13 protein-coding genes are annotated in these 13,109 nt (G+C 72.4%); 9 read left to right on the top strand and 4 right to left on the bottom strand.

Annotated features, from left to right (window positions below):
• Positions 1–215 precede the first annotated feature (215 nt).
• From O3X23_RS25110 to O3X23_RS25095, 4 genes are read left to right on the top strand one after another with little or no spacing between them, the layout of a single operon-like run.
• Entirely contained in the window at positions 216–1,142 is a 927-nt protein-coding gene (locus tag O3X23_RS25110) for an ABC transporter ATP-binding protein (RefSeq protein WP_269273805.1), read from the top strand.
• Between the two features lie 8 nt (positions 1,143–1,150).
• Entirely contained in the window at positions 1,151–1,876 is a 726-nt protein-coding gene (locus O3X23_RS25105; RefSeq protein ID WP_269273881.1) for an ABC transporter permease, read from the top strand.
• A gap of 44 nt (positions 1,877–1,920) precedes the next feature.
• A complete protein-coding gene (locus O3X23_RS25100) occupies positions 1,921–3,132 on the top strand; it encodes a sensor histidine kinase (RefSeq protein ID WP_443047963.1) in 1,212 nt (403 codons plus the stop codon).
• On the top strand, positions 3,129–3,743 hold the full coding sequence (locus O3X23_RS25095) for a response regulator transcription factor (protein WP_269273804.1): 615 nt from the start codon (positions 3,129–3,131) through the stop codon (positions 3,741–3,743). The genes O3X23_RS25100 and O3X23_RS25095 overlap by 4 nt, the downstream gene beginning before the upstream one ends.
• Before the next feature lie 6 nt (positions 3,744–3,749).
• Here the strand turns inward: O3X23_RS25095 and O3X23_RS25090 are convergent, their stop codons facing one another.
• Together O3X23_RS25090 and O3X23_RS25085 are read right to left on the bottom strand one after the other, a co-directional pair.
• On the bottom strand, positions 3,750–4,952 hold the full coding sequence (locus O3X23_RS25090) for a lipid-transfer protein (RefSeq protein WP_269273803.1): 1,203 nt from the start codon (positions 4,950–4,952) through the stop codon (positions 3,750–3,752).
• Positions 4,953–4,986: 34 nt separating this feature from the next.
• Entirely contained in the window at positions 4,987–7,113 is a 2,127-nt protein-coding gene (locus tag O3X23_RS25085; protein WP_269273802.1) for an acyl-CoA dehydrogenase, read from the bottom strand.
• A 164-nt stretch (positions 7,114–7,277) separates the two neighbouring features.
• Here O3X23_RS25085 and O3X23_RS25080 point away from each other — a divergent pair, with 164 nt between their 5' ends.
• The 4 genes from O3X23_RS25080 (at position 7,278) to O3X23_RS25065 (ending at position 11,200) form a co-directional block, all read left to right on the top strand.
• The gene (locus tag O3X23_RS25080; RefSeq protein ID WP_269273801.1) at positions 7,278–7,925 is read left to right on the top strand and encodes a class I SAM-dependent methyltransferase; all 648 of its coding nucleotides are present in this window, start codon (positions 7,278–7,280) and stop codon (positions 7,923–7,925) included.
• Between the two features lie 56 nt (positions 7,926–7,981).
• Positions 7,982–8,974 carry an N-acetylmuramoyl-L-alanine amidase gene (locus O3X23_RS25075; RefSeq protein ID WP_269273879.1) on the top strand — a complete coding sequence of 331 codons (993 nt, stop codon included), beginning with the start codon at positions 7,982–7,984 and terminating at the stop codon, positions 8,972–8,974.
• Between the two features lie 175 nt (positions 8,975–9,149).
• Complete coding sequence (locus O3X23_RS25070) at positions 9,150–10,049, top strand: DUF5336 domain-containing protein (protein WP_269273800.1); 900 nt, start codon at positions 9,150–9,152, stop codon at positions 10,047–10,049.
• 140 nt (positions 10,050–10,189) lie between these two features.
• Positions 10,190–11,200, top strand: a complete 1,011-nt coding sequence (locus tag O3X23_RS25065; protein WP_269273798.1) for an LLM class F420-dependent oxidoreductase — start codon at positions 10,190–10,192, stop codon at positions 11,198–11,200.
• Positions 11,201–11,216: 16 nt separating this feature from the next.
• On the opposite strand, the gene O3X23_RS25060 is transcribed toward O3X23_RS25065, so the two are convergent.
• Complete coding sequence (locus O3X23_RS25060) at positions 11,217–11,765, bottom strand: hypothetical protein (RefSeq protein ID WP_269273797.1); 549 nt, start codon at positions 11,763–11,765, stop codon at positions 11,217–11,219.
• A gap of 94 nt (positions 11,766–11,859) precedes the next feature.
• A complete protein-coding gene (locus O3X23_RS25055; RefSeq protein WP_269273796.1) occupies positions 11,860–12,639 on the bottom strand; it encodes a maleylpyruvate isomerase family mycothiol-dependent enzyme in 780 nt (259 codons plus the stop codon).
• An 83-nt stretch (positions 12,640–12,722) separates the two neighbouring features.
• Here O3X23_RS25055 and O3X23_RS25050 point away from each other — a divergent pair, with 83 nt between their 5' ends.
• Positions 12,723–13,010 (top strand): hypothetical protein, encoded by a 288-nt coding sequence (locus tag O3X23_RS25050; RefSeq protein WP_269273794.1) that lies wholly within the window; start codon positions 12,723–12,725, stop codon positions 13,008–13,010.
• The last annotated feature ends 99 nt before the right edge of the window (positions 13,011–13,109 follow it).

The following is a 13,109-nucleotide window of genomic DNA, read 5'->3' as shown; positions in this document are numbered from 1 at the left end:
GAGGACCCCGACGCGGCTGTCCGCACCGTCGGCCGCGCCGGGGTCGATCAGGGCCGCTAGAACGTGTTCTAGCAGTCGCTCATGTATAACGCATCCCCCTGACCCTGTGAATACCTGACGCACCATCAGCTCGCGCCGCCCGTGACATTTGTCCCGGCCGGCCGCGTACATTCACCTCTGCCGAGGTCAGGGCCGCTCTCCGTACCGTCGACCGCATGACGACGATGATGGGGACCGAGCCCGCGGTGCGGTTCTCGGGGGCGGTCAAGGCCTTCGGGAGTGTCCGCGCCGTGGACGGGATCGACCTGGAGATCCGGCGCGGTGAGGCCGTGGCGCTGCTGGGCCGCAACGGGGCCGGGAAGTCCACCGCGATCGGCCTGCTGCTGGGGCTGGACACGCCGGACGCGGGCGAGGTGCGGCTCTTCGGCGGCCCGCCGGAGCGGGCCGTGCGCCAGGGCCGGGTCGGCGCGATGCTGCAGGACGGCCGGCCGGTGCCGCGCGTCACCGTGCGCGAACTCGTCTCGTTCGTGGCCAGGACGTACCCCGCGCCGATGCCCGTGGACGAGGCCCTGGAGCTCGCCGGTCTCACCGGCCTCGCCCGCCGCCGGATCGACCGGATCTCCGGCGGACAGGCCCAGCGGGTGCGCTTCGCGGTGGCGCTGGCCGGCAATCCGGAACTGCTGGTGCTCGACGAGCCGACCGCCGCACTCGACGTCGAGGCGCGGCGCGCCTTCTGGGACTCGATGCGCGCGTACGCCCGGCGCGGCAACACCGTGCTCTTCTCCACCCACTACCTGGAGGAGGCGGACGAGAACGCCGACCGGATCGTGGTCGTCGACCGGGGCCGGATCGCCGCCGACGGCAGCGGTGAGCGGATCAAGTCCGCGGCCGGCGGCAACCTGGTCAGCGTCGATCTGGCCGGTTCCGGCTCCGCCGGGCTGCGGCTCCTTCCCGGCGTCACCTCCGTCGAGATCCGCGGCGACCGGGCGCGGCTGCGCACCAGCGACTCCGACGCCACCGTGGTCGCCCTCGCCGAGCGCGGCGCCGTCCGCGGGCTCGAAGTGACGGCGGCCAGCCTGGAGGACGCGTTCCTCACCCTGACCGGCAAAGAGGACCTGAACCGCGCGAAGGAGACGATCTGATGCCCGTCATCGTGGAGTACGTCCGGCTCGAAGTGCGCCGCGCGCTGCGCGACCCCGGGTTCGTGATGTTCGGCATCGGCATGCCGCTGGTGATGTACCTGCTCTTCACCAACCTGGGCGTCGACGGGGACGACCGGGACGACTACGCGGCGTACTCGATGATCGGCATGGCCGCGTACGGCGCGCTCGGTGCGGCGATCGGCACCGGGACCGGCGTCGCGGAGGACAAGGGCCTGGGCTGGCTGCGGCAGCTGCGGGTCACGCCGATGAGCCCGCTGCAGGTCGTGGTGGCCCGTGCCCTCACCGGCTCGGTGACCGTGCTCCCGGCGATCGGCTCGGTGCTGCTGGCCGGCGCCGTCGTCAACGGGGTGGACCTGGCGGCCTGGCAGTGGGCCGCGGCGGCCGTGCTGCTGTGGTTCGGCACCATCCCCTTCACCCTGCTCGGCCTGGGCAACGGCTACGGGCTGACGGCACAGACCACCGGGGTGGCCAACACGGCCTGTGTGATCGCCCTCGCGGTGGTCGGCGGCCTGTGGTTCCCGACCTCGCTCTTCCCTGACTGGCTGGCCGCGATCTCGCGCTGGACGCCGACGGCCCGCTTCGGCGACCTCGGATGGAGTGTGGTCGCCGGACACGCCCCGGGGGCCGGCACGGTGGCGGTGCTCGGCGGGTGGCTGCTGCTCTTCGGCGGCTACGCGGTCCTCTCTTACCGCCGGGGGGCACGTACCGCATGATGTGGACGGATCGCGGCACGGGCTGGACGGGGAGTGGAACGGGCATGGTCGACATGTGGGGACTGCGGGCCTGGGGCCGGTGGGGCGGCGGCTGCGCCGGGGACGGGCCCCGCGACTTCGGCGAGGAGATCGACCGGATGAAGGGCCCGGACGGCGGGTCGCTCGTCCCCTGGCTGCTGATGGCCAGCGGACCGGCCGTCGACGTGGCCACGGGCCAGGTGGCGCACCCCTGGCTGGCCGGCACCGGCCTCGCGGTGTTCTGCGTCCTGTACGTCTGCGCCGTCCGCTCCGGTTTCAGCGACCGCTACAAGGGCGGCCCGGTACCGGTCCGGCTGCTGATCGCCCAGGCCACCGTCACCTTCGCCCTCACCCTCGGCTACGGGGGCAACTGGCTGCTGCTCTTCCCGCTGCTGTCCCTGGCGTGCGGCGTCAGCGCCCGCGGCCGCCGGCTGGGCCTGGTCCTCATCGGGCTGAGCGTCTCGAGCGGGGTCATCAGCGGGATGGTGCACCACGAGAGCTTCTGGAACACCGCGACCCTCTCCTACGGCACCTTCCTGTCCGGCCTGGTCGTGTCCGTGATCCTCACCCTCTTCGACGCCGTCCAGATGCTCAAGGCCACCCGCCAGGAGCTGGCACGCAGCGCGGTGGCGGAGGAGCGGATGCGCTTCTCCCGCGATCTGCACGACCTGCTCGGCCACACGCTCTCCGTCATCGTGGTCAAGTCCGAGGCCGCCCGCCGGCTGGCGCCGCGCGACATGGACGCGGCCCTCACCCAGGTCGCCGACATCGAGGCGGTCGGCCGGCAGGCCCTCACCGAGATCCGCGAGGCCGTCACCGGCTACCGCGAGGGCAGCCTCGCCACCGAACTGGACCGGGCCCGCTCCGCGCTGTCCGCCTCCGACATCGAGGTCGTCGTCCTGGAGTCCGGGCCGCCGCTGCCCCCGCAGGCCGAGGCGCTGCTGGGCTGGGTGGTCCGCGAGGGCGTCACCAACGTCGTACGGCACAGCGGCGCTTCCTCGTGCGAGATCGAGCTGCGCTCCACCGGCGGAAGGGCCCGCCTGACGATCACCGACAACGGCTCCGGCGTAGGCTCGGAGGCGGTCGCCACCGCCCCGGCGCACCGCATCGGCACCGGCCTCAAGGGCCTGTCGGAACGGCTCGCCGCGGCCGGCGGCTCCCTGGACGCGGGCCCGGCGCAGCGCCGGGGCTTCCAGGTGACCGCGGAACTGCCCGTCGAGGAGGAATACGCCGCATGACCGACCCGATCCGGGTACTGCTGGCCGAGGACCAGGGCATGATGCGGGGCGCGCTGGCGCTCCTCCTGGACCTGGAGGACGACATCGAGGTCGTCGCCCAGGTGGCGGCCGGCGACCTGATCGTCGAGGCGGCGCTGGCCGCCCGGCCGGACATCGCGCTGCTCGACATCGAACTCCCCGGCCGCAGCGGGCTCGACGCCGCCGCGGACCTGCGCACGCAACTGCCGTCCTGCCAGGTGCTGATACTCACCACCTTCGGCCGGCCGGGCTATCTGCGCCGCGCGATGGAGGCGGGCGCCGCCGGCTTCCTCGTCAAGGACGGCCCGGTCGAGGAGCTGGCGGGCGCCATCCGCCGGGTCCTGGCCGGCGAACGCGTCGTCGACCCGGCCCTCGCGGCGGCCGCCCTGAGCGCCGGGCCCAACCCGCTCACCGGGCGGGAGCAGGACGTGCTCAACGCGGCCGCCGACGGGGCCACCGTCTCCGACATCGCGGGCAAACTCCACCTCTCGGAGTCCACCGTCCGCAACTACCTCTCCGCGGCGATCGGCAAGACCGGCACCCGCAACCGCATGGAGGCCGTCCGCTCGGCCCGCCAGAACGGCTGGCTGTGAAGCCCGTTACGGAAGTGTCCGCCGCAGCAGGGTGACGACCGCGGCGCCGCCCAGCCCGATGTTGTGCGCGAGGCCGACCCCGGCGCCCTCGACCTGCCGCGGTCCCGCCTCGCCCCGCAGCTGCCAGACCAGTTCGGCCGCCTGCGCGAGGCCGGTGGCGCCGAGCGGGTGGCCCTTGGAGATCAGGCCGCCTGACGGGTTGACGACCCAGCGCCCGCCGTACGTGGTGGCGCCGTCGCCGATGAGCTTGCCGGACCCGCCCTCCCCGCACATGCCGAGCGCCTCGTACGTCAGCAACTCGTTGATCGAGAAGCAGTCATGGAGCTCGATGACGTCGACGTCCTCGATCCCGAGCCCGGACTCCTCGTAGACCGCGTGCGCCGCCGCCCGCGACATGGGCTTGCCCACCACGTCGATGCAGGAGCCCGACGAGAAGCTCTCGCCGGTGTCCGTGGTCATCGCCTGGCCGACTATCTCCACGGCCCGGTCCTCCAGACCGTGCTCGCGCACGAAGCGCTCCGAGACCACCACCGCGGCGGCAGCGCCGTCCGAGGTCGGTGAGCACTGCAGCTTGGTCAGCGGGGCGTGGATGGTCCTGGCGGCCAGGATCTCCTCGACGGTGTAGACGTCCTGGAACTGGGCGTTGGGGTTGTTCGCCGAGTGCCCGTGGTTCTTGGCCCCGACCCCTGCCAGCTGCTCCGCCGTCGTGCCGTAGCGCTCCATGTGCTCCCGCGCGGCGTTCCCGAAGATCTGGGCGGTCGGCGGGGTCATCTCGAAGCCGTGCTTCGCCGCCATCACCCCGTAGTGCCGGGCCACCGGCGAGGTCGCGAAGTCGCCCCCACTGGACCCGGCACCCAGCGCGCCCTTGGTCATCTTCTCGAAGCCGAGTGCCAGCACGCAGTCGTTGAGACCGCCCGCCACGAACTGCCGGGCCATCATCAGCGCGGTGGAGCCCGTGGCGCAGTTGTTGTTGACGTTGTAGACCGGCACCCCGCTGAGCCCCAGCTCGTACACGGCCCGCTGACCCGCCGTCGACGCCTGGTAGCAGTACCCGACCGGCACCTGCTCGACGAGGTCGTAGGGGATCCCAGCGTCGGCCAGGGCCGCGGTGCCGGCCTCCTTCGCCATGTCCCAGTACTGCCAGTCGCGGGTCTCGGGCTTCTCGAACTTCGTCATGCCGACGCCGACGACGAAGACCTTGCTGGCCATGCGCACTCCTTCAGTCACGGGTTCAGTGGCGGGTTCAGTCACGGGGGAGGCCGAGGATCCGCTCGGCGACGACATTGAGCTGCACCTGCGTCGTGCCGCCCGCGATGGTCAGGCAGCGCGCCATCAGGAATCCGTGCAGGGCACGTTCGTCCGTGACGCCCTCCGGGCCGAGCAGTTCCAGCGCCAGTTCGGCGATGCGCTGCTGGTGCGGGGTCTGGACGAGCTTGCGCACCGAGGCACCGGCGCCCGGCTCCAACCCCGACACCTGCTGCAATGTGGTCCGCAGTCCGATGCAGGCCAGCGCGTGCGCCTCCACGAGCAGGGCGCCGAGCCGGTCGCGCACGACCTCGTCCGCCGCGTCGACCCGTCCGATCAGCGCCTCCAGGCCGGTGTCGAAGGCCACCTGGTCCGCCATGTGCACGCGCTCGTTGCCGAGCGTGTTGCGGGCCACCCGCCAGCCGCCGTCCACCTCCCCGACGACCGCGTCCTCCGGTAGCACGACGTCGTCGAAGTACACCTCGTTGAAGAGCGAGTCGCCGGTGATCTCCTTCAGCGGCCGGATGTCGATGCCGGGCGTGTGCTTCATGTCCACCACGAAGTACGTCAGGCCCTGGTGCTTGGGCGCCGCCGGGTCCGTCCTGGCCAGCAGGATCCCGAAGTCCGACCACTGGGCGGCCGACGTCCACACCTTCTGCCCGTTGACCTTCCACCGGCCGTCCGGCAGCCGCTCCGCCCGGGTCCGCAGCGAGGCCAGGTCGGAACCCGCGCCCGGCTCCGAGAACAACTGGCACCACAGCGCCTCGCCGCGCAGCGTGCGCGGCAGGTAGCGGTCCCGCTGCGCCTGGCTGCCGTGCGCGATCAGCGACGGCACCACCCAGGTGGCGATCCCCAGGTCGCTCACCTTCACCCCGGCCGCCCGCAGCTCCTGCTGCACCGCCAGCTGCTGCACGGGCCCGGCGCCCAGACCGTACGGGGCCGGCAGATACGGCGCGGCGTACCCCGTCGGGGCGAGCGCCCTGCGCGCGGCGGCCGGGTCGAGCCCGGTGGCCGCCGCCACCACCGTCCGCGCCCGCTCCCGGTAGGCGGCCGCTTCCGGGGGCAGGTCGAGCCGCAGCTCCCGCCGGGCCCCCTCCGCCGCCAGCTCCGCCACCCGCAGCCGGTACGTGTGCCCCGGCCCGAGCAGCTGGCGCACGGCGGTCGCCCGGCGCAGATACAGGTGCGCGTCGTGCTCCCAGGTGAAGCCGATGCCGCCGAGGATCTGGATGCAGTCCTTGGCGCAGCCGAAGGCCGCCTCGACCGCGGCGGCGGCCGCCATCGCGGCGGTCAGCGGCAGCACGTCACGCGCCGCGTCCCAGGTCAGCGCCCGCGCCTGCTCGACCCGTACGAGCATGTCCGCGCACGCGTGCTTCACCGCCTGGAACTGCCCGATGGGCCGCCCGAACTGCTCGCGCACCTTCGCGTACTCGGTCGCCGTACGCAGCGCCCAGCCCGCGATCCCGCACGCCTCGGCGGCGAACAGCACCCGCGCCAGGTCCTCCACCGCCCCCGGCGCGATCCCGAGCACCCGCTCGGGCGGCACGGCCACCCGCCGCGCCACCACCTCGGCGGTGCGCCGCGTCGGATCGGCCCCGGACCGCTCCCGCACCTCCAGCGCGTCGGCGTCCACCGCCATCCACAGCTCGCCGGCCCGCAGCAGGACCAGCCCGGCCCGCGCCCCGCCGAGCACCGGCGGGGCGGTGCCGTCCAGGACGTACCCGCCGGCCCCCGACGGGTCGGCCGTCATCGACCCCGCGCCCAGCGCGACCGCCGCGATCCTGCTGCCGTCGGCCAGCCCCGGCAGCAGCGCCTTGCCCTCCGCGGCCCGCGTCAGCACGGCTGCCGCCAGCACGGTCGGCAGGAACGGCCCCGGCAGACAGGCCGCCCCCGACTCCTCCAGCACGACCGCCAGATCCAGCAGCCCCCCACCGCCCCCGCCGAACTCCTCCGCGAGGTGCACCCCCAGGAAGCCCTGCCCCGCGGCCTCCCCCCACCACGCCGGCGCCCCGGGCTCCCCCGGCGAGTCCAGCGCTGCCCGCACAGCTTCGGGAGGAACATTCCGGGCGACCCACCCACGGGTGGCGGCGGCCAACTCCTGGTGCTCTTCGGTGATTCCGATGCCCATGCGGACGGATACTAGAACGTGTTCCATTCTGACGGAAGGTCAGATATCGCATCGCCTCCGGAGGAGGCCGGACCGTCCGCGGGACCCGGGAACCGGAACCGCTGCCCCACCTGGCAGGATGCCCCAGCAACGACCACCCCGTCACGACGAAAGAAGGCGGCGCCATGGCCACCCTCCACCCCCGCGACCAAGCCGCGTTCGAGGCCGCCAAGGGATTCATGCCGCTCGACGAGGGCCTCGCCCTGCATGCCGCCGCCACCGACGCCGCCGCCCGCCTCCCCGGCCTCCCTCTGCTGGAAGTGGGGACGTACTGCGGCCGCTCCACCATCCTGCTCGCCGCCGCGGCCCGAGCGGCCCGCACCATGGCCGTCACCGTCGACCACCACCGGGGCAGCGAGGAGCAGCAGCCCGGCTGGGAGTACCACGACAAGGACCTCGTCGACCCCGCGACCGGCCTCATGGACACCCTCCCGACCTTCCGGAGGACCCTGCACGCGGCCGGCTTCGAGGACGACGTCATCGCCGTCGCCGGCCGCTCCCCCCAGGTCGCCGCGGTCTGGGGCAGGCCGCTCGCGCTGGTCTTCATCGACGGCGGCCACACCGACGAGCACGCCACCGCCGACTACGAGGGCTGGGCCCCGCACGTGGCGCCGGACGGCGTCCTCGTGGTGCACGACGTGTTCCCGGATCCGGCGGACGGCGGCCAGGCGCCGTACCGGGTGTACCGGCGGGCACTGGACTCCGGCGCCTTCACGGAGGTCTCCGTGACCCGCTCGCTGCGCGTGCTGCGGCGTACAGGACCCGGGATCTGAGACGGCCGCCGCCGGCGGCCGATAGCATCGGAACCGTGTTCAGCGACGAGTCGAGGATGAGCGGCAGGACCGGCGCCGCGGTTGTTTCCGTGGCCGCGCTGGTTCCCACCTGCTTCGCGGGCTGGCTCGTGTACCAGTCGATGCACGGGCCGAGCGGCGACGACGGGGCCCAGCGCGTGCTGCCCCTGCCGTCGGCCGCCGCCCCGGCGAACCCGGACGACCGGACGAACGCCAAGGCCTCGTCGCCGGTCCCCCCGGGGAGTCCGGGCGCGGTGCCGGGTTCGTCCTCGGCGGCGGAACCGGACCCGAAGGCGTCCGGTACGCCCGGTACGTCCCCGGCGAACGGGTCATCCCCCGCCCCGGCGGCGCTCCCGCTCAGGGGGAGGACCGTCGTCATCGACCCCGGCCACAACACGAACAACGCCAACCACACCGCGGACATCAACCGACTTGTCGATATCGGGATCTCTCGCAAGGAATGCGACACAACCGGCACGTCCACCAACGCCGGCTACGCCGAAGCGTCGTTCAGCCTCGACGTGTCCCGGCGGGTCCGCGCCCTGCTCGCCGAACGCGGCGCGAAGGTGCGGCTGACGCAGGACGGCGACCGGTCGTTCGGACCGTGCATCGACGAACGGGCGCGCATCGGCAACGAGGCGCACGCGGACGCGGCCGTATCCATCCACGGGGACGGATCCGCGGCGGGGAACCGCGGGTTCCACGTGATCACCCCGGCGTCCGTGAACGCCGGGATCGCCGACACCCGCCCCATCGTGGCGCCGTCCGGCCTGCTCGGCGTGGCGGTGAAGTCGCACTTCGCGACCGCGTCGGGCTCGGCGCCCGCGAACTACCTGGCGGACGGCACGGGTCTGATGGCCCGCAGCGACCTGGGCGGGCTCAACCTCTCCACCGTCCCCAAAGTGCTCATCGAATGCGGCAACATGCGGGACGCCCAGGACGCGGCGAAGTTCACCGATCCGCAATGGCGGCAGCGGGCCGCGGAGGGCATCGCTGACGGTATTACGGCTTTCCTCCAGGGGAAGAGGTGACCAACCGGTAGCCATTCGGCGCCGATTGCGCACCAGTTGCCGCACCCGGCTCACCTCGCGCGAACCGCACCCTTACGATGGGGGACCATTCCCGCGCCTCGCCCCTGAACTGGTAGAGAGCGCTGCGCGTTCCGGCGACAGCGACGACGACCCCGAGACCGACAAAGGACCTTACGTGAACATCCGCTCCCTGTCCCGAGGAGACGGCGCGGTGATCGGTGCAGCGGTGCTGCTGCTGATCGCTTCGTTCCTGCCGTTCTTCTCCATCGACGCTGGTTCCGGAGACGAGACGGTCAGCTCGTGGAGCGCGGCGCTCTTCCCGCTGCTGCCGACCGTGACCCTTGCCGCGCTGGCGGCCGCCGCCCTGATCGTCCTCGGCCGGGCCCTGGTGCCCGCGGGCCGTCAGGTGCTCGGAATGACCCTCGACCAGTGGGGCACCGCCCTGGCGGTGTTCGTCGGCTGGTCCGCGCTGTGGTCGGTATTCTCGACCGTCATCCCGGACATCGGCCACGGCAGCGACAACGACGGCATCAGCAAGGGCGCCGGCGCGTGGCTGACGCTCATCTTCGGCCTCGCCTTCGCGGTCCTCGCGGTGCTCTCGTCCCGCCTGCCCGCTCTTCAGGCCCCGCTGCTGGGTGCCCCGAAGCCGCCGCAGCCGTACGGTGGCGCGCCCTACGGTGCGCCGCAGCCGGGCCTGGGTCAGCCGGGCCAGCCGGGTCAGCCGCAGCCGGGTGGCTACGGCTACCCCGGCGCTCCGGCGCCCGACCCGTCGTTCGGCGGACAGCCGCAGCCGCATCCCTTCGGCGGCCAGGCGCCCTCCCCGGCCCCGCAGTCGCAGCAGCCGGCGCAGGGCCAGCCGCCGCAGTCCGGCTCCCAGGACTTCACGGCATTCTGGTTCGCCGTGCCGGTGCCGCGTCCGCTGTTCGCGGAGGACGGTTCCTCGACGCCGATCGCCGAGCTGGCGCCGGGTACGTGGTACCTGGCGGTCGAGCAGCGGGGTGCGACGCTGATCGCGCAGACGCAGGACGGGCGTCGCGGCGTGCTCCAGGACTCGAGCGGTATCCAGCGCGGCTGACGTCGCCGGCGGGTGAATCACCCTCGCGCCTTGTGAGCCCCCGCCCGGGATCCGGGCGGGGGCTCACGTCTTTCGCCGTTCCGGCGCGTCCCGTACAGTCCTGACCTGACGGATCGTCAGATGGGTGGAGGGGCGGCGCCATGAGGCTCGGGCTGGCACTCGGCTACTGGGGGCGCGGTCCCCGTCCACAGGATGTGGAACTGGCGCGGGAGGCCGAGCGGCTGGGGTACTACTCCGTGTGGACCGCCGAGGCGTGGGGGTCCGACGCGTTCACGCCGTTGACGTGGATCGCCGCGCACACCTCGCGGATCATGCTGGGGACGGGCATCGCGCAGATGGCCGCCCGCTCCCCCACCGCCACCGCGATGCAGGCGCTCACCCTGGACCATCTGTCCGGCGGCCGGATGATGCTGGGACTCGGGCTGTCCGGACCGCAGGTGGTCGAGGGGTGGTACGGGCGGCCGTTCCCGAAGAGCCCGTTGACCGCGACGCGTGAGTACGTCGACATCCTGCGGCAGGTCTTCCGGCGCGAGGGCCCGGTGGAACTGGCGGGCCGGTTCCATAGCCATCCGTACTCCGGGGAGGACGGTACCGGCCTCGGCAAGGCGCTGAAGCCGATCACCCACCCGCTCCGGGCGGACCTGCCGATCCTGCTCGGCGCCGAGGGCCCGAAGAACATCGCCCAGACGACCCGCATCGCGGACGGCTGGATGCCGCTGTACTGGTCGCCGTCGCGTACCGATGTCTATGAGCTGTCGCTGGCCGAGGCTCCCGAGGAATTCATGATCGCGCCCCTGGTGCGGGCCACGGTGTGCGACGACGTGGCCGAGGGACTGCTGCCGGTCAAGGCGATGCTCGGCTTCTACATCGGCGGGATGGGCGCGCAGGCGAAGAACTTCCACGCCGACCTGATGGCCCGGATGGGGTACGAGGAGGAGGCGCGGCACATCCAGCGGCTCTTCCTGGACGGGCGCAGGGAGGAAGCGGTGCTGGCCGTGCCGGACGCCTTCGCCGACGAGATCTCGCTGGTCGGGCCGCGGGAGCGGATCGCCGAGCGGCTGGAGCTGTGGCGGTCGGGCCCGGTCACCGACCTGCTGGTGACAGCACCCGACCCGGACACGCTGCGCGTGCTGGCGGAGTTGAACGGCTAGGACCTGTCCGAGGTCGTCAGCCGCCCAGTTCGCTCGTGGACGGGATCTTGTCCTTCACTTCCGCGCCGGCCTGCTTGCCCGCCTCCTTCACGTCGTCGATCGTCTTCTGGAAGGTGCTCACCACGTCGTCCGTCGAATCGCCCTTCCGCAACTGGCTGGGAAGATCCTTCAGGGCGGCGATTCCGCTGGTCAGCGGGGCCATCAGCTTGGAGAGTGTCGGGTCGCCCTTGGCGTTCTCCGACGCCGCCTTGAGCCGGTTGTAGGCGAACGCCCCGGCCAGACCGCCCTTGACCAGGGCGAACGTCCGGCCGTCCGCGCCCTTCTTGAACTTCCCGTCGCGGGCCGGCTTGATGATCCACTGGTAGGTGGCACCCGCCGCGAGCCCGGCGTTGGCGACGAAGCGGGTCTTGGCGAGCTTCTGCTGCTCCACCGTGGTCGACGCCGTCGGGCTGCCGCCGGACACATCGTCCTTCGCCTTGTCGTTGCACGCGGTCGTCGCGGTGAGGAGCGCGCCGCACAGCAGGAACGCGGTCAGCAGGCGGCGCAGGGGGATGCCATTCGGCACGGTCGACCTCCGGGAACGGACGGGCACACGTCCTCGCAGGATCACCCGGACGGCACACCCCCGCCACTCGGGCCCCCACCCCGTACGGGCTGGTTCAGAACGCCGTACGGGCCAGCCAGTGATCCAGCAGCTCGCGGTCCCCGAGCACCTGCACGCGCTCACTGTCCAGCGGCAGCCGCCGGTAGAAGGCGAGGAGCAGGTCGGTGAGGGGAGCTCGCAGCGCCACGTCGCCCTTGGCGTGCTCGCGCCGCCAGGTGACGGATTCCGGGCCGCGCTCGATCACCCATTCGGCGACCAGGCCGTCCGGGCTGTCGGTGGCGTGCAGGTGCAGGGTCTGGCCGTGGCCGCGCAGTTCCGCCAGCTCCGGGGTCTGCTCGACGGCGAGGGGATCGGTGACGATCTCCAGCCACTCGTCGATCGCGTCCGCGGCCAGCTCGGCCGGTGCGTGGTAGTCGCTCCAGGTGGCCAGCGCGGCGTCCGCCCGGTGCACCAGGGTCTCCAGGACCATCCGGCGCGCCCCGAAGCCCGCCTGCTGCGGCCGCGCCCAGGTCCATACGGGGAGTTCGGGGCCGGCCTCGCGCAGCGTGCCGGCGAACCGCTCGGCGCCCTCGGCCAGCCAGCCGTCCAGCTTCCGGCCGGCGGGGGCCTCGTAGTCCGGCACCTGGCTCTCGGGGAGGTACTTCTCCGCTCTGGTGCCGACGATGGTCTCGGCCCAGCGGTGCGCCTGCCCGACGTGGGCCGCCAGTTCGTGCAGGGTCCAGCCCGGGCACGTCGGCACCTTGGCGCCCGGGTCGGAACCGCGGAGTGTGTCACGCAGCCGGGCGGTCTCCTCGACGATCGCCGTGCAGTACGTCTCGTGCTCCAACCAGGCCATGCGCCGCCATCCCTCCACTACTTCACTTCGAAAGGATTTTCCATCAGCAGTTTCAACCAGCCTATCGGGGCAATGCGAGGGACATGTCCAGACGCTACCGAGGCAATCCCGCAGCGGCGATCATACTGATCGTCGCAGATGTCGCGGCCTTGATCCTGATCCTGTGGATACTCATGTATCTGCTCGACGCCAACAAGGCCAATGACCTGGTCAACTGGGTTCACCATTCGGCGAATTGGCTCGCCGGCTGGTCCCTCGACCTGTTCACCATGGATTCGGACAACCTCCGCACCGTGCTGAACTACGGCCTGCCGGCCGTGGTTTACCTGGTCATCGGCCATGCCGTGGCCGGCCGCGTCAACCGGGCCTGACGCGCGGAGCACAGGAGAACGGCACAGCAGAAGCAGAACCGGCTGTTACCGCCGCCAGGGTCGGACCGACCCTGGCGGCAGCACCGTATGCGGAACCGT

Origin of the sequence: Streptomyces sp. H39-S7, from assembly GCF_027158205.1 — a bacterium.
In the GTDB taxonomy this organism is placed as follows: Bacteria; Actinomycetota; Actinomycetes; order Streptomycetales; family Streptomycetaceae; genus Actinacidiphila.
This window is presented reverse-complemented; position numbering and strand designations above follow the sequence as displayed.

Bases quoted from the DNA above. Each gene is read 5' to 3' on its own strand.
- O3X23_RS25110 (WP_269273805.1), top strand. From the start codon at position 216: ATGACGACGATGATGGGGACCGAGCCCGCGGTGCGGTTCTCGGGGGCG.
- O3X23_RS25100 (WP_443047963.1), top strand. From the start codon at position 1,921: ATGGTCGACATGTGGGGACTGCGGGCCTGGGGCCGGTGGGGCGGCGGC.
- O3X23_RS25095 (WP_269273804.1), top strand. From the start codon at position 3,129: ATGACCGACCCGATCCGGGTACTGCTGGCCGAGGACCAGGGCATGATG.
- O3X23_RS25090 (WP_269273803.1), bottom strand. From the start codon at position 4,952: ATGGCCAGCAAGGTCTTCGTCGTCGGCGTCGGCATGACGAAGTTCGAG.
- O3X23_RS25085 (WP_269273802.1), bottom strand. From the start codon at position 7,113: ATGGGCATCGGAATCACCGAAGAGCACCAGGAGTTGGCCGCCGCCACC.
- O3X23_RS25080 (WP_269273801.1), top strand. From the start codon at position 7,278: ATGGCCACCCTCCACCCCCGCGACCAAGCCGCGTTCGAGGCCGCCAAG.
- O3X23_RS25075 (WP_269273879.1), top strand. From the start codon at position 7,982: ATGAGCGGCAGGACCGGCGCCGCGGTTGTTTCCGTGGCCGCGCTGGTT.
- O3X23_RS25065 (WP_269273798.1), top strand. From the start codon at position 10,190: ATGAGGCTCGGGCTGGCACTCGGCTACTGGGGGCGCGGTCCCCGTCCA.
- O3X23_RS25055 (WP_269273796.1), bottom strand. From the start codon at position 12,639: ATGGCCTGGTTGGAGCACGAGACGTACTGCACGGCGATCGTCGAGGAG.
- O3X23_RS25050 (WP_269273794.1), top strand. From the start codon at position 12,723: ATGTCCAGACGCTACCGAGGCAATCCCGCAGCGGCGATCATACTGATC.